The sequence below is a fragment of the Methylomagnum sp. genome, assembly GCF_054333355.1.
The window spans coordinates 53592-70151 of record NZ_JBTEKS010000001.1 but is presented as its reverse complement, the minus strand read 5'-3'; the positions used below and the strand labels follow the sequence as shown (position 1 = coordinate 70151).

The 16560-nt window shown below is 54.8% G+C and carries 13 protein-coding genes and 1 tRNA gene; 2 read left to right on the top strand and 12 right to left on the bottom strand.

Annotated features, from left to right (window positions below; translation table 11 throughout):
• The first annotated feature begins 239 nt into the window (after nucleotides 1-239).
• Entirely contained in the window at nucleotides 240-446 is a 207-nt protein-coding gene (locus ACXWUF_RS00300) for a hypothetical protein (protein WP_458492641.1), read from the top strand.
• Here ACXWUF_RS00300 and rlmB read toward each other — a convergent pair.
• A complete protein-coding gene (gene rlmB / locus ACXWUF_RS00295; protein WP_458492640.1) occupies nucleotides 443-1201 on the bottom strand; it encodes a 23S rRNA (guanosine(2251)-2'-O)-methyltransferase RlmB in 759 nt (252 codons plus the stop codon). The genes ACXWUF_RS00300 and rlmB overlap by 4 nt on opposite strands.
• Nucleotides 1198-3447 carry a ribonuclease R gene (gene rnr / locus ACXWUF_RS00290; protein ID WP_458492639.1) on the bottom strand — a complete coding sequence of 750 codons (2250 nt, stop codon included), beginning with the start codon at nucleotides 3445-3447 and terminating at the stop codon, nucleotides 1198-1200. Before rnr ends, rlmB begins: the two co-directional genes overlap by 4 nt.
• Nucleotides 3448-3639: 192 nt before the next feature.
• Here rnr and ACXWUF_RS00285 point away from each other — a divergent pair.
• Nucleotides 3640-3724: transfer RNA gene (locus ACXWUF_RS00285), tRNA-Leu, on the top strand.
• A gap of 319 nt (nucleotides 3725-4043) precedes the next feature.
• On the opposite strand, the gene ACXWUF_RS00280 is transcribed toward ACXWUF_RS00285, so the two are convergent.
• The 10 genes from ACXWUF_RS00280 to recN form a co-directional block, all read right to left on the bottom strand.
• Complete coding sequence (locus tag ACXWUF_RS00280) at nucleotides 4044-5336, bottom strand: adenylosuccinate synthase (RefSeq protein ID WP_458492638.1); 1293 nt, start codon at nucleotides 5334-5336, stop codon at nucleotides 4044-4046.
• A 48-nt stretch (nucleotides 5337-5384) separates the two neighbouring features.
• Nucleotides 5385-6572 carry an ATP phosphoribosyltransferase regulatory subunit gene (locus ACXWUF_RS00275; RefSeq protein WP_458492637.1) on the bottom strand — a complete coding sequence of 396 codons (1188 nt, stop codon included), beginning with the start codon at nucleotides 6570-6572 and terminating at the stop codon, nucleotides 5385-5387.
• 31 nt (nucleotides 6573-6603) lie between these two features.
• Complete coding sequence (gene hflC / locus ACXWUF_RS00270; protein ID WP_458492636.1) at nucleotides 6604-7461, bottom strand: protease modulator HflC; 858 nt, start codon at nucleotides 7459-7461, stop codon at nucleotides 6604-6606.
• Between the two features lie 2 nt (nucleotides 7462-7463).
• Nucleotides 7464-8657: an FtsH protease activity modulator HflK gene (hflK, locus tag ACXWUF_RS00265; RefSeq protein ID WP_458492635.1), complete on the bottom strand. Its 1194-nt coding sequence runs from the start codon at nucleotides 8655-8657 to the stop codon at nucleotides 7464-7466.
• 144 nt (nucleotides 8658-8801) lie between these two features.
• Nucleotides 8802-10088: a ribosome rescue GTPase HflX gene (gene hflX, locus ACXWUF_RS00260; protein ID WP_458492634.1), complete on the bottom strand. Its 1287-nt coding sequence runs from the start codon at nucleotides 10086-10088 to the stop codon at nucleotides 8802-8804.
• Nucleotides 10089-10159: 71 nt separating this feature from the next.
• The gene (gene hfq, locus ACXWUF_RS00255) at nucleotides 10160-10408 is read right to left on the bottom strand and encodes an RNA chaperone Hfq (RefSeq protein WP_458492633.1); all 249 of its coding nucleotides are present in this window, start codon (nucleotides 10406-10408) and stop codon (nucleotides 10160-10162) included.
• 162 nt (nucleotides 10409-10570) lie between these two features.
• Nucleotides 10571-10957 (bottom strand): lactoylglutathione lyase, encoded by a 387-nt coding sequence (gloA, locus tag ACXWUF_RS00250; RefSeq protein ID WP_458492632.1) that lies wholly within the window; start codon nucleotides 10955-10957, stop codon nucleotides 10571-10573.
• 48 nt (nucleotides 10958-11005) lie between these two features.
• Entirely contained in the window at nucleotides 11006-12355 is a 1350-nt protein-coding gene (glmM, locus tag ACXWUF_RS00245; RefSeq protein WP_458492631.1) for a phosphoglucosamine mutase, read from the bottom strand.
• A gap of 166 nt (nucleotides 12356-12521) precedes the next feature.
• Nucleotides 12522-14435, bottom strand: a complete 1914-nt coding sequence (gene ftsH / locus ACXWUF_RS00240) for an ATP-dependent zinc metalloprotease FtsH (protein WP_458492661.1) — start codon at nucleotides 14433-14435, stop codon at nucleotides 12522-12524.
• 432 nt (nucleotides 14436-14867) lie between these two features.
• Nucleotides 14868-16559 carry a DNA repair protein RecN gene (recN, locus tag ACXWUF_RS00235; protein WP_458492630.1) on the bottom strand — a complete coding sequence of 564 codons (1692 nt, stop codon included), beginning with the start codon at nucleotides 16557-16559 and terminating at the stop codon, nucleotides 14868-14870.
• Between the last annotated feature and the right edge of the window lies 1 nt (nucleotide 16560).

Here is a 16560-nt window from a genome sequence, read left to right as displayed (position 1 = left end):
GGGCCAAAGCTTGGTAAATAATGGGGATTCGATGAGGGTCAACATGCAGGAAACTGGCTTGAGTCGGATAGAAGGCATCGCTGGAAAGGACGCAGGGAATGAAGCATGAACTTTCCGCCCCCGCCAGACTCTATTTCCAGCAATGGCGACCCGTCACGCTTTCAAGTAATGCGGCTCGCGGAAAGTTGTATTCGTCCTAATCCAACACCAATCACAATCATTCCCTGGCGGGAGGGCGTATGTATTTGGAAGCCTTCATCTGGAGCTGGATTAATCTACATCCCGGCTTCGTGCTGAAAAAGCTGGCGACGCTCATGGCGCTGGCGGCGTTGGTCTTGCTGCCGCTGCTCTATATCAATGTGGACATGGCCCGCAAAGGCTTCACCCCCACGCCGCCCCGGCTCGAATTGCAAGTCGCCCACGAGCCAATACCGGGCAGTCATTAGCCCGGCGCTTTCACCCAGCGCTGGCGCACCGCCTCAAACAACATCACGCCGGTGGCTACCGATAGGTTGAGGCTCTCGACTTGACCGGCCATGGGAATTTTCGCCAGCAAATCGCAACGCTCGCGGGTCAACCGCCGTAGTCCTTTGCCTTCCGCGCCCATCACCACCGCCAACGGCATCACCAGATCAAGCTCGTACACCGTCCGCTCGGCCTCGCCCGCCGCGCCCACCAGCCATAGGCCGCTGTCCTTCATCCAGTCCATGGCGCGGGCCAGATTGGTGACGCGATAAATCGGCACCGTCTCCGCCGCGCCGGATGCGACCTTGGCGACCGTGGGCGTCATCCCGACCGACTGGTCTTTGGTCAACACCACGCCCTGAATTCCCGCCGCATCCGCCGTGCGAAGGCAAGCGCCCAGATTGTGCGGGTCTTGCGCGTGGTCCAACACCAAGAAAAACGGCAAGCCCACCGGGTTTTCCAAAGCTTTCCGCAAGTCGGTCTCGCCCAGTTCGCCCGGCACAATCAACTCAAGCACAATGCCCTGATGATGGTGCCCTTCGGCAAGCGCATCAAGGCGGCTTTTCCCGGTGGGCTGCGCGGTGATGCCCTGCGCGGCCAGCCGGTGGGCGATGTCAGCGAGCCGCCGGTCGGCACCGCGCCGGTCATCAAGCCAAGCCGTGACAATCTTATCCGGGCTGTGTTCGAGCGCGGATTCCGCCGCATGAAGCCCGGCGACTCGGCGTCTGGCTTTCATGATTTGCTGCGCCGCTTGCGGCGGGAACGGCGGGAGGGGCTGGCGGCTTCCACCACCGCCGGGGGCTTGACCAGTTCCAGGTCGATTTTGCGTTCGTCCAAATCCACCCGCGCCACGATGACATTGACGCTATCGCCGAGCCGGTAGGTCTTGCCGGTGCGCTCGCCTTCCAGGCGGTAGCCTATGGGGTCGTAGTGGAAATAATCCTTATCGAGGTTGGAAATGTGGACCAGCCCTTCGATGAAGACATCCTTCAGTTCGACGAAGAATCCAAAGGACGTGACGGCGGAAATAATCCCGACAAACTCCTCGCCCAGCTTGTCCCGCATGTATTCGCATTTCAGCCAGGACACCACGTCGCGGGTGGCGTCGTCGGCCCGCCGCTCGGTGAACGAGCAATGCTCGCCCAGCACGGCCATGTCATTGTTGGTGTAGTGGTATTCGCCCTTCTTCTTGCCTTCCAGGCGGTGGCGGATGGCCCGGTGTATGAGCAGGTCGGGATAGCGGCGGATCGGCGAAGTGAAATGGGTGTAGGCATCCAAGGCCAGCCCGAAATGGCCCTTCTTCTCCGGGCTATAAACCGCTTGGGACATGGACCGCAATAACACGGTTTGGATCAAATGCTCGTCCGCCCGCCCGGAAATCTGGTCCATGACTTTGTAATAGTCCTTGGGGTCCGGCTGGTCGTCGCCGCCGAGGAACAGTCCGAGCCGACCCAGAAAGGATCGCAAGTCCGCCAATTTCTCGATCGTCGGGCCGTCATGGATGCGGATCAAATGGGGAATTTTCTGGCGGGCGAGATAGCGGGCCGACGCCATGTTGGCCGCCAACATGCACTCTTCAATCAGGCGGTGGGCGTCGTTCCGCACCACGGGGACGATCTTTTCGATCTTCTTGCCCTCGCCAAACACAATGCGCGATTCCTGGGTGTCGAAATCCATCGCCGCCCGGTCCTCGCGGGCGCGGCGCAAGACTTTATAAAGCGCGTGGAGTTCTTCCAGGTGGGGCAGCAATTCGCGGCGTTTGCGGCGGAGCGTCTTGTCGCCGTCCACCACGATACGGGCGACTTCGGTATAAGTGAGCCGCGCCTGGGACCGCATCAGCCCTGAGAAAAACTTGGAGCGCAGGATGTTGCCGTCGTTGTCGATGACCATCTCGCACACCATGCACAGCCGATCCTGGTCGGGATTGAGGGAACACAGGCCGTTGGACAGGACTTCCGGCAGCATCGGAATGACCCGGTTGGGGAAGTACACCGAATTGCCGCGCTTTTGGGCCTCCGCGTCGAGCGCGGTGTCCGGCTTGACGTAATAGGACACGTCGGCGATGGCGACATAGAGCTTCCAGCCCTTGGCCGTCCGCTCGCAATATACGGCGTCGTCGAAATCGCGGGCGTCCTCGCCGTCGATGGTCACTAACGGCAGATGGCGAATATCCACCCGGTCGGCGCGGGCTTCGTCGGGGATGGTTTCACCGAGATGGGCGATTTCCGCCAGCACGGCTTCCGGCCACTCGACGGGCAAATCGAAGCTGTGCAACGCCACTTCGATTTCCATGCCGGGGGCCATGTGGTCGCCGATGATTTGGGCGATTCTGCCGATGGGGTCGCGTTTCTTGGTGGGCTGTTCGATGATTTCCGCCACCACGATTTGGCCGGGCTTGGCCCCGGCCAGATGTTCTTCAGGAATCAGGATTTCGTGGGGAATGTGCTTGCTGTCCGGGTCCACGAAGGAAATTCCGCGCTCCTGATACAACCGCCCGACCAGGCGATGGGTCTTGCGTTCTAAGACTTCGACGAGACTGCCCTCGCGGCGGCCCCGCTTGTCCAAGCCCCGCACGCAGACCAGGGCGCGGTCGTCGTGCATCAAAGCGCGCATTTCTTGAGCGGATAAATAAAGATCGTCACCCCCCTCGTCGGGCCGGAGAAACCCGAATCCATCCGGGTGGCCGATGACCCGGCCAGCGATCAAATCGGTCTGGTTGACAACGCAATAGCGGTCCCGGCGGTTCTTGAGCAACTGTCCGTCGCGTTCCATGGCAATGAGGCGGCGGCGCAGGGATTCGATGTCTTCTTCCTCCTTCACCCCCAGCAGCTCCGCCAATTCTTCTAGCTTTTGCGGCACTCCCTGCTCTTGCATGAGTTGCAGAATCACTTCCCGACTGGGAATGGGTCGTGCGTATTTTTGGGCTTCCCGTTCCGCGAACGGATCCTTAACTTTCAAATCGTTACCCCTTTTGGAATTCATACGGTTCCTTGATATTCAGCCGGGCCAAACTTCCCGCCGACACAACATCGACGCGAATCCTTCCCGCCCCTATCTCGGCTTGGTCAACTAAATGACAAGCCATGAATTTTCAACTATTGACAAACGAATGTCGAACGAAGAAAATAACGCTTCTTCGCTAGCCGCCACATACTCAATAAGCGGTGCCCTCTCGCCGAGGTGGTGAAATTGGTAGACACGCATGTTTCAGGTACATGTGGGGCAACCCGTGGAGGTTCAAGTCCTCTTCTCGGCACCATATTTAGGAAAGCTTGATTAAACTTTCCAAACTAAGCCACCAACGATTCCCAAGAGTTTTGGAACGCCAAACAAATGGGTAATTCGATTGGTGGTTTTTAGTAGACATTATCACAAACCGTTTTATACCCCACATACCAAGATAGCCTTTTGATCCACGATAATCATGTTAAATGTTAAAAATCAATCGGATAGGACCAAGACAAGCTAACCGATGATTCCAGTATCGGAAAAGGGCTTGTGATAATGTCTAGTTTATACGCCTTTTATCAATAGCGTCTGCGCTATAAATAACCCCCCATCCTGCGACAGCACACCCCTCACTCGAAGGGGTGACGGGTCACAATCGTTTCTTTTCTATCCGGTCCCGTCGAAAGTATATCCACGGGCACGCCAACCAATTCTTGAATGCGGGCGATATACGCCTTGGCGTTTTCCGGCAAATCGTCGTAATCCGTAATGCCTGCGCTTGATTCGCTCCAACCGGGCATTTCCTCAATAATCGGCTCGCACTGGCTGTAGTTTTCAGCGCCAATCGGCACGGTGTCGATGATTTCGCCGCCGTAACGATAGCCGGTGCAGATACCAATCTTGTCCAATCCGTCCAGCACATCCAGCTTGGTCAAGCATAATCCGCTTAGACTATTGAGCCTCGCTGAACGCCGCATTAATACAGCATCAAACCAGCCACAACGGCGGGCGCGCCCGGTGGTCGCACCGAATTCCACACCCTTCGCCGACAAATGCTTGCCGCGTTCATCAAAAAGCTCGGTCGGGAACGGGCCATTACCCACACGGGTGGAATACGCCTTACTAATGCCCAACACATAATCAAAATCCAAAAGACCCACACCGGAACCCGCCGCCGCGCCACCCGCCGTAGTATTGGACGAGGTCACATAAGGGTAAGTCCCGTGGTCGATATCCAGCATCGCGCCTTGCGCCCCCTCGAACAGGGTATTTTTACCCTCTGCATGATAACGATGCAGAATACCGGATACATCGCCCAACATAGGCTTGATTTGCTCGCCCAAAGATAAGATCTGCTCCAATACCTGATCGAAATCAAGGGCGGCTTCATCGTAATACTGGCTGAGAACAAAATTATGTAAATCGAGCAGTTCCTTTAACCGATCTTTCAAAAGATTGGGCGTAAGTAGGTCTCCCGCACGCAGCCCCCGACGGGATACCTTATCTTCATAAGCCGGGCCAATACCGCGCCCAGTGGTGCCGATGGCCTTGCTACCCCTGGCTTTCTCACGGGCCAAATCCAAAGCAACGTGTACCGGCAGGATTAAGGCGCAGGCTTCGCTGATAATTAGACGATCCCGGACGGGTATCCCAGCCCGCTCCAGAATACCGATTTCTTCCAGTAAAGCTTCGGGCGACAGCACAACGCCGTTGCCAATAAAGCAGTTCACCCCGTCCCGGAGTATTCCAGAGGGAATTAAATGGAGAACGGTTTTCTGGCCGTCGATGACCAGGGTGTGTCCGGCGTTATGTCCACCCTGAAAACGGACGACCCCATCGGCCCGTTCGGTCAAAAGATCGACCAACTTACCTTTACCTTCATCGCCCCATTGGGTACCGATGACTACTACGTTTTTACCCATTCTTAAAATCCAATATGCGTATTAAGCAAATGCCAAACTTTTATATCCCTAGAGTTTAACAGGTTTCCAAGTGCCGTCTTGGCTTTGAAGCTCAAACCCACAACCCATTTCCCGTCCACCCTCGGACTGTCCGGGCAACTCCTGAATCACAATATTTCCATCGGCGCGTAACCGGCGAATAGTGTCATACAAATCGGCATCATCCACAGCCGGGGCAAATATGCTGGTATTCTGGAAGGATTGATAAACAGTCGAGGATAACCGCGCCAAAACCTTTAAGTCCGCGCTGAATCCCGTCGCGGGCCGGGCGCGTCCAAATGCCTCCCCAATCTCATCGTATCGCCCACCCCTGGCTATTTCCCGCCCATAGCCCGGCACAAACGCGGCGAATACCACGCCTCGTTGATAATGATAACCCCGCAATTCCGCCAAATCAAAGTTAACCGGAAGCGCGGGAAACAGGCATTTCAAATCATCGGCAATGGATTCCAAATTCGCAATGGCTTGGATCGCAAAGTCTCCAGCGTTGCCTAACAATCGGCGGGCTTCTCGCAAAACCTGCTCAGGGCCATTGAAATTTAATAACGCGACAAACATATCCGATACCGGCGGGGTTATTTTCGCATTATTGAGGAAATCGCAAACTTCAGTACGATCCTTGCGCTGCATGATTTCAAAGAGTTCCGCCTCCTGCTCTGGATTAAGCCCAGCCAAACAGGCCAAACCCCGGTAAATCCCCACATGGCCCAAATCTAGATGAACATCGGTGATCCCCGCCATCGCAAGAGTCTCCAGCATCAGCCGGATAATCTCGACGTCACTAGCGCTGCCCGCATAACCGTAAAGTTCGGCCCCCACCTGCATAGGGCTGCGGGACCGTTCAAGGTGATCCAATTGAGAATGTAGAACGGTGCCAAGGTAACATAACCTGGCAGGCGATCCACCAGTATCAGAACGAGCATCAATCCGCGCAATCTGCGGCGTCATATCGGCCCGAATACCCATCAATCGTCCACTAATCTGGTCGATTAGTTTGAATGTCTGAATATCAAGGTCACGCCCCGTGCCCACCAGAAGCGAATCTATAAACTCAATCATCGGGGGAATGACGAGCCGGTATCCCCACGCGGAAAACAGGTCCAATACTTTGCGACGCAGGCTTTCAAGGCGTGCCGCCTCTTCGGGGTAAACCTCGTCAACACCTTCTGGTAATAACCAACGATCTTGCGTCAACATCGTTTATACGTATTTGAGCAGTTAAGCAGGATTACTTGAGCTTCTTAAAGTATTGGAAGAATTCCGAATCCGGCTCCAGCACTATCAAGTCGTTTTCGTCCTTGAATGACTGTCGGTAGGCCATCAGGCTGCGGTTGAACTGGAAAAACTCGCGGTTCTTGCCATAAGCTTGGGCATAAATATCCGAAGCGGTGGCATCCCCTTCACCCCGACGGATTTCGGCATCCTTATAAGCGTTCGCCAACAGAACATCATGTTGCCGGTCGGCCTCGGCTCGAATCCTTTCCGCCGCTTCCTTACCTCGCGACTGAAATTCCCGCGCCACCCGCGCCCGTTCGGCTTCCATCCGTTTGTAAACCGAGGAGCTAACTTCTTCCGGCAAATCAATTCGCATTACCCGAATATCCAATACCTCGATACCCAGGTTGTCCACCGCCGGATTGACCATTTTTGTCAGCACGTCCCTGGTTTGGCCCCGCTCCGACGACACCAAATCACGGATGGTTTTCTTGCTGAACTCGCTCCGCATCGCGTCCTTGGTGATTTGATCGAGGCGGATATTAGCCTGTGCCTTATCACCGGCCACTGAGGTATAGAATTTCGCCACGTCATCGATCCGCCATTTGACGAACCAATCGACGATCACATTCTTTTTTTCCGAGGTTAGGAATCTTTCTGGCTTGGATTCCAGCGTCAGGATCCGGTCGTCATATTTCTTAACCTGCCGATAAGGCAGCTTGAAATGCAGGCCGGGTTCAAAATCCGCCCTTACTATTTTCTTGAATTCCAGCAGGATTGCCTTTTCGGTTTCGCTGACCGTGAATACCATGGTCGAACCCAGCAATAATGCAGCGAGGGCGGCTGCACCAATTAAAATACCTTTATTCATGATTATTGCCCCCGCCCTTCGCGGCCCCGCGACGTTATGGCACGGGCATTTTTAGCGCCACTATCTGTGGATTCTTGAGCGGTAGTGGCAGGAATTTCGGCGTCTTTCATCGTGCTAATTGGAGAAGCCGATCTCGGCTTTTTATCTATCGGGAGATACAGCACATTATTCGACCCTTTAACATCCACCAGCAGGGTTTGGGTCTGTCCGAAAATTTCCTGCATGGCATCCAGGTACATGCGCTCGCGGGTGACTTCAGGCGCTTTTTCATACTCGGCCAATAATTGCTTAAACCGCGACGCCTCGCCTTCGGCACGGGAAACGGCCCGCTGCTTGTAAGATTCGGATTCTTCCATCAATCGCGCTGCTTTGCCTCTCGCTTCCGGGACAACGGAATTAGCATAAGCTTCGGCCTCGTTTTTAAAGCGTTGCTCGTCTTCGCGGGCTTTAATCGCGTCCTCAAAGGCGCTTTGCACCTCGTCAGGAGGTTGCGCATCGACCAAGCTTACGTTGCTTACCTGGATTCCAGTTTGATATTGATCCAGTGTCTGCTGAATCTCGATTTTTATTTCATCGGCAATCCGTCCACGCCCTTCCGTCAACACATAATCCATGGTGTTCTTGCCAATGACGGCCCGTTGAGCGCTTTCGATGGCTTGTTTTAACGTCGCGTCCGGCTCAGAGATATTAAATAGATAAGCTTTGGCATCCTTAACTTGATATTGTACGGCCAGACGAATATCAATAATATTCTCGTCCTGAGTCAGCATGAGCGCTTCTTTCGGCACTGAGCCTAAGGATTGTTGCCGACCACCCGAACGATACCCAATTTCCAGAAAACGTTGCTGATCCATATTGACAATTTCAGCCGCTTCTATAGGTGCTGGAATATGCCAATGAATTCCCGGCATAGTGGTCTCCGTGTATCGACCAAACTGGGTGATGACGCCCCGACTGCCTTCGTCAACCAAGTAAATGCCCGTCAATGCCCAAAGACCCACAGCGGCTATGGCAAGCAAGCCCGTAGCCTTCATGGGCGCATTCGCACCGCCGCCGCCCCCTGAGTCGGTGCCAAAAATCCGGCCAATTTTCTCCTGCAGGCCGCGCATGACCTCGTCTAAATCGGGAGGCGTCTCCTGCTGATCTCGGCCACTCCAAGGGTCTTTTTTATTTCCGCCCGGTTCATTCCAGGACATTCGACGACTCCTGATGCTACAGATACTGATTAAGTTTAATGGCTGTTGGTTAGACTTCGCTTGGAATTACTTTTGAATAACCAATGGTGAGACTTGGGCTAAAGCTTTTTGATACTAAAAGAACTAACTACCCGTTACGCAAAATCATGGCACATACTCCGCTTCCTTTTCATCCATAACACCGAGATTTTCGCCGAGAAGGCCCGCCCGCCAGATGGGAAGCTCAACTTCCATAAACCATCCACCGTTTTCGTCCTGATCGTCTTTAATGATATGGCCGAAGCTATACAACTGTGAGCGCAAACCCGCATCCTCGGCGGATAAATGCATCGTCCGGCGCAGCATGGCACCACGGAAATGCGTTTGCAGGGATTCCAGCAATAAGGGTAATCCGATGGAGCTGACGGCGGAAAGCCATAATTTACTTGGCAAGCCCTGCTCATCCATTTCGACACGAGGCTCAACGCCTTCAAGCTTGTCGATCTTATTGAAAACCTGAATGCACTTGACTGTTTCCGCGCCAATCTCACGCAGGACCGCCTCAACCTCCGCCACGGTCTCCTCCATCCGCTCGTCGGTGGCGTCGATAACATGCAGGAGTAAATCGGCCTCGGCAGCCTCCCGCAATGTGGACTTAAACGCGGCAACCAACTCGTGGGGAAGATGTCGGATAAAACCTACCGTGTCCGCAAGCACTACCGACAAACCTGGAACCAAGGTTAGGCGGCGGACGGTGGGGTCCAGAGTGGCGAACAACTGATCGGCAGCGTAAACCGTCGAGCCAGTTAAAGCATTGAATAAGGTGGATTTTCCCGCGTTCGTATAGCCAACCAGACCAATCAACGGTAGCTCCGCACGGCGACGGGCGACGCGGCTTTGGTTGCGTTGCCTATCGACTTTTTCCAAGCGTTTCTGGATTTGCGCGATGCGTTTGGCGATTAACCGCTTGTCGGTTTCAAGCTGGGTTTCACCCGGCCCTCTCAGTCCGATTCCCCCTTTCTGGCGCTCCAAATGAGTCCACCCACGAATCAAGCGGGTGGAAAGGTGTCTGAGCTGGGCTAACTCCACTTGAAGCTTGCCCTCAAATGATTGGGCGCGCTGGGCGAAAATATCGAGAATTAAGCCAGTCCGGTCAACCACTCTAACGTTCAGGGCTTTCTCGATATTCCGCTCTTGGCTGGGGCTGAGGGAGTTATCGAAAAGAACCAGTTCGGCTTGATGTTCTTTTACGCTATTAGATAGCTCTTCAAGCTTTCCCTGTCCGATGTAGAAGCGGGGGTCTGGTGAGCGCCGCTTCCCGGTGACAATCGCCACCGGGATAGCGCCCGCCGATATTGATAGCTCCCTCAACTCTTGGAGCGAAGCCTGATCCTCACTCTCGGCGGACTGAACGAGTATTGCGCGTTCTCCCGATTTTGGACGTTCAAACAATAAGAATGCGCTCCCCTAGCAAACCATAACGAAGGCAGGCCACTGATGCTTTTCCCGTCGCATGTTTTGGATTAGCCAACCTCTTCATCGAAGCCCTCTTGTCCGTGCGGCAAGCGAACCTGTCGGGCGGGCACGATGGTTGAGATGGCGTGCTTATAAACCATTTGGCTAACGGTATTTTTCAGGATAATCACGTATTGATCGAATGAATCGACTTTACCCTGTAATTTGATGCCGTTAACCAAATAAATAGACACGGGCACGTGTTCTTTTCTTAACGCATTCAAAAAAGGATCTTGCAAGTTTTGCCCTTTTGACATCCTATTTCTCCTTATTGTTATAGGCTATTGAACCTATTAAAGCCGCTACCGTTCTTATTAAAACAAATCTTTTGTGATTTCGCCAACCGGATTGATGCGGCTCGCGTTCTCGGGTTTGCCCGCATCAATCAAAAACACCTTGGCTAAGACATTCGAGCGCCTTCAATGTTTCTTTTCAAGCAACTCAATTTTATAGCCATCCGGGTCTTCCACAAATGCGATGATGGTGGTGCCATGCTTCATCGGACCCGCCTCGCGCACAACCTTGCCGCCGTCGGCCCGAATGCGCTCCACAGCGGCATGGGCGCTTTCAACCTCAATCGCAATGTGACCAAAACCTGTTCCCAATTCGTAATGGTCTACATCCCAATTATGAGTAAGTTCGATTACCGCCTGGGTTTCTTCATCACCAAACCCAACAAAGGCCAGGGTGAATCGCCCGTCAGGGTAGTCCTGTCGGCGCAATAAACTCATGCCCATCACTTCCGTATAAAAGCGGATCGAATGTTCAAGATTACTAACCCTTATCATGGTGTGCAGGATACGCATAAACCAACCCTTACCGTATTTGCCTTACTGCGTGTAACGCCCGTTCCGCTAGACACCTAGGACTTCCGATACGGTGCCCGCCAAACGATTCGACATTAAGTGAATCAACTCAGCATCAACACCTTCTATCATAACCCTGACCAAAGGCTCGGTGCCGGAAGAGCGTAGCAAAACCCGCCCGCTCTTATGCAATTCACGCTCTATTTCCCGTTTTACCCGTTGAATTGGCTCGATTTTATCCAAATCAACCTTTTCTTTAATTTTCACATTAATCAAGCATTGGGGATATTTGCTCATACCCTGCTTCAGTTCATGTAAGGATAATCCAGAATTATGCATGGACTCCATCACCTGTAAGGCCGATATAATCCCATCGCCCGTGCCAATTCTATCTCGGCAGATAATATGTCCAGAGCTTTCGCCCCCTAGCGTGCTATCGTGGGCAAGCATCATTTCCATGACATAGCGATCACCGACCGCCGCCCGCTTAAGGCCAATACCTAATTTTTCCAGCCCTATTTCCAATCCCAAATTACTCATTTGGGTGCCGACCACCGGGCCAGTAAGTTCGCCACGCTCCTGCCGGGAAGCCGCAATAATATATAAAACTTCGTCACCATCGACGATCTCGCCCTTATGATCGACCATGATAAGACGATCCCCATCGCCATCCAGGGCTATCCCGAAATCCGCCCGCTCTTCAATAACGGCTTTTGCAAGCTTTTCTGGCTTGGTGGCCCCCACCCCATCATTAATATTAAGGCCATTTGGCTGAATCCCCATGGCGATTACGGTGGCACCTATTTCCTCGAATACATGGGGCGCAACATGATAGGTGGAACCATGGGCGCAATCGACGACAATTTTAGTGCCGCTAAAATCAAGCTTCGATGGAATTGTGCTTTTGCAAAATTCTATATACCGGCCCGCCGCGTCCGACATGCGCGACGCTTTGCCGATCCGGTCGGAATCCACGGTCGTCATGGGGCGACCCATCTCTTCTTCAATCCGCAATTCGATCTCGTCGGGAAGCTTCATTCCGTCGGGACCGAAGAATTTTATGCCGTTATCGTAATAAGGATTGTGGGAGGCGCTGATAACAATTCCCGCCTCCGCCCTGAACGTCCGGGTTAAGTAGGCGATGGCGGGGGTGGGCATCGGCCCCAGCAACAGGGTATTGACCCCGGCGGCAGATAATCCAGCTTCCAGCGCGGACTCGAACATATATCCCGAGATACGGGTATCCTTGCCAATTAAAACGGCTTGTTGGTGTTGGCCTTCCCGAGAGAAAACCCGGCCCGCCGCCCAGCCCAGCTTGAGCACGAAATCCGGTGTGATAGGGTATTCTCCAACCCGTCCTCTAATGCCATCCGTACCGAAATAGGTTCTCTTGGTCATATCTTTAATTGGCTGAGCTACGCGCCCGCTTTCCACTTAATGTTTTAAATACTCACCGGCAATAGTCTTAATTATTGCCGCATCCCTGATAGCTCTCGCCCAAACAAAACGAAGCCCCTACATCCGAGCAGGGGCTTCCGGCTGGCTTGTTTTTAATGGGCGAATATCAATGCTGTTCTGCGGTTTTGCCTATGCCGCTGGTCCCTTTGGGCTTGGTTTCTTTCGGTCCAAATCCTGGAGTCCCCCCATTGGGTGGGGTTTCTTCCCAGCTTTGTGGCGGACGGGGCACCCGGCCTTCCATGATGTCGTCGATTTGGAAACGGTCAATGGTTTCGTACTTGATTAAAGCTTCGGCCATCAAGTGCAGCTTTTCCATATTCTCGCGCAGCATGTGCTCCGACCGCTCGTAATTGCGGTCGATCACCGAGCGAATCTCCTCGTCGATTAAATGGGCCGTTTCTTCGGAAACCATTTTGTGCTTGGTCACGGAGCGGCCAAGGAATACCTCGCCTTCTTCCTCGCTGTACGCCAAGGGGCCGAGCCGTTCCGATAGACCCCACCGAGTGACCATGTTGCGGGCCAAGCCAGTGGCGCGTTCGATGTCGTTCGAGGCGCCCGTCGTAACCTTTTCTTTGCCAAACACAATTTCCTCGGCAATCCGGCCACCAAATAAACTGGAAATTTGGCTCTCCAGCTTTTGCTTGCTGGCGCTGTACTGATCGCGCTCGGGCAGGAACATGGTAATGCCCAGGGCTCGGCCACGGGGCATGATGCTGACCTTATAAACCGGATCATGTTCCGGCACAAGCCGCCCCACGATGGCGTGCCCCGCTTCGTGGTAGGCGGTAAGCTGCTTCTCTTCATCGCTCATGACCATGGACTTGCGCTCAACGCCCATGAGGATTTTGTCCTTGGCCTTCTCGAAGTCTTCCATATCGACATGGCGCTTGTTCTTGCGGGCCGCGAACAGCGCGGCTTCGTTCACCAAGTTCGCCAAGTCCGCGCCGGAGAATCCGGGCGTGCCGCGGGCGAGGTACTCGACTTCGACATTTCCGGCCATGGGCACCCGCTTCATGTGGACCTTCAATATTTGCTCGCGCCCGCGCACGTCCGGCAATCCAACCACCACTTGCCGGTCGAAGCGGCCTGGGCGCAATAAGGCCGGGTCCAACACATCCGGGCGGTTGGTGGCGGCGATCACGATGATACCTTCGTTGCCCTCGAAGCCGTCCATTTCCACCAGCAATTGGTTGAGGGTCTGTTCGCGCTCGTCATGACCGCCCCCCAAACCGGCACCACGATGACGGCCCACCGCGTCGATTTCGTCGATGAAGATAATGCAGGGCGCGTTCTTCTTAGCTTGTTCGAACATATCGCGAACCCGGGAGGCACCCACGCCCACGAACATTTCCACGAAATCCGAGCCGGAAATCGAGAAGAACGGCACCCGCGCCTCGCCCGCAATGGCGCGGGCCAGCAGGGTTTTACCCGTGCCGGGCGGACCCACCATCAGTGCGCCCCGGGGAATTTTGCCACCCAGCTTTTGAAATTTGCTTGGGTCTTTAAGGAAGTCCACCATTTCCTGCACGTCCTCCTTGGCTTCCTCAACCCCGGCCACATCGGCAAAGGTGACTTTGACCTGATCCTCTTCGATGAGGCGCGCCCGGCTTTTACCAAACGACATGGCACCCCGGCCACCGGCCCCGCCCTGCATCTGGCGCATGAAGAATATCCAGACCGCAATCAGCAACAGCATCGGGAACCAAGAGATGAAAATCTGCATCAGCAAGGACTGCGATTCGGGCGGCGCCGCCTTGATTTCCACATGCTTTTCGAGCAAGTCGTCGATCAAGTGGGGATCATCCGGCGGCGTGTAGGTCGTGAATTTTTCGCCCGTGTCCAACACCCCATGAATCAATGACCCCTCGATATTCACTTGCTTGATTTGCCCCTCCTTCACAGCGCCGATGAACTGCGAATAGGACATGGTCGAATCTACCGACTTGCGGGAACCGAAGTTGTTGAATACCGACATCAGTACCACGGCGATGACGATCCAAAGGATGATGTTTTTCAACATGTCGTTCACGGTTTCACTTCCTCGCCGGACTAAATCCGACCTTTATTGAATAGTTTAGTAATACTATCAGGATATCATCAGGCCCACATCTTCGCCCGTACCCGGCCCGAAATGCGGTCCCATAGGGGAAACCGCACGATTGGAATCACGGAGGCTTTCTCCTGATGATGGATTCCTTAGCATCACTGGCTGGACCAAAGCTTGCGGCAAACTCCTTATGACACGGGACAGCGAGATATTCCCGATGGATCAGCGCCCAAACGAATGGCGAAAAATTCAGCAAGGATTAGGCCACACATCAATTTACTGGCGCATCCTGGCGACGAAACTTTCTTGGCCTTTCCCACGGGACTCCGTGACCCTTTGACGCTTATCGGCCAACCCAGCTATTCATTCGACCCGATAGCGATGAATTTCTCACGCTGCCACAGCTTAGACCGACCGCTCGGCCTCTTCCTCAATATTCAGCATTTCTTCGGCATGGGCCAAGGTTTGTTGCGTCACCCGAAGGCCGCCCAGCATCCGGGCGATTTCTCGGGTCCGCTCGGCACCAGCGAGCGGACGGACGGACGACTGAGTCACCCCGCCCTGGCTGGTCTTTTCCACTAGCAAATGCTGATGCCCCTGCGCCGCGACTTGCGGCAAATGAGTCACGCAGAATACCTGCCATCCTTGCTGTCCCAACATACGTAGTTTTTGCCCGACAATCTCCGCGACGCCTCCGCCGATGCCGGTGTCCACTTCGTCGAAAATCAGGGTGGGCACGGTTTTGGAATCAGTGGCGGCAACCTGGATGGCGAGACTAATGCGGGACAATTCACCGCCCGACGCGACCCGCGCCAGTGGACGCGGCGGCAAGCCTGGGTTGGCGCTGACCAGCAATTCGACCTGATCGAAGCCGTGCGGCGTCGGTTCCTTGGGTTCCGAGCCACTGACCTGAACAACCAATTCGCCCTGCGGCATGCCCAGCTCCCGGATGATAGACGAAATCCGTTTCCCCATGCCGGTGGCCGCATTCCGTCGCCGCTTCGACAATTGCTCGGCCATCTGGGCATATTCCGCCGCCACCTGCGCCAACTCTTCCCGCAGCGTCGCCAAGGTCTCGGAGTCATGGGACATGGCGTTCAGTTCGGCCCGAAGCTTATCCAAGTGGCCGGACAGTTCTTCGGGCCGGGTCTGGTGTTTGCGAGCCAGCCTATGGACATCCGCCAAGCGTTGCTCCAGCCAGTCAAACCGGGCGGGATCGGCTTCCATGCTCTCCAATTCGCGGCGCAATTGCAAAGAGGCTTCCTTCACTTGGACTTGAGCCTCGCCCAACATCGTCACGGTTTCTTCAAGTCCGGGGGCCAGTTGGCATAACTCGGTCAGCGCGTTGACGGCCTGGGCCAGCGCGGCGTTAACCGACTGCCGCTCGTCCTCGTAGAGAAGCTCCAACTGGCTTTGTCCGGTGGCAAGGATTCTGCCGATGTTCGCCTGCAAGACATGCTCTTCGACCAGCGCGGAATAATCCAGCCCGGCAATGTCGTGCTGCTCCAATTCCTCGATTTGATAGCGCAACAACTCCTCGCGGGAGGCTTGATCCCTGGCAGCCGTTGCACGCCGCGCCAACTCGTCATGCAGATTCCGCCAGCGACGGTAAAGTCCATCGACTTTCTCCAGCCACCCGGCGTTCCCCGCCACCTCGTCGAGCAAGCGCCGTTGCTCGACCGCTTTTAAAAGCTGAACATGGGCGTGCTGCCCATGAATTTCCACCAGCCCCGCGCCCAATTCCTGCAAGGATTGCAGCGTCACGGGTCGGCCATTGATGAATGACTTGGAGCGCCCGTCCCGGCCAATGACGCGCCGGACCAAGCATTCGCCTTCCTCGGTCAGTTCATTGTCATCCAGCCATTGGCTTGCTGCCGGGCTATCAGCCAGATTAAAGGAAAGATTAATTTCCGCTCGCGCCGCGCCGGGACGGATGAAGCCCGAGTCGGCCCGGTCGCCCAGCGCCAAGCCAAGCGCGGTCAACAGAATGGATTTGCCAGCCCCGGTTTCCCCGGTCAACACGGTGAGGCCGGACGCGAATTCAAGGTCCAACGCCTCGACCACGGCCAGGTCGCGGATTCCCAGACTTACCAGCATG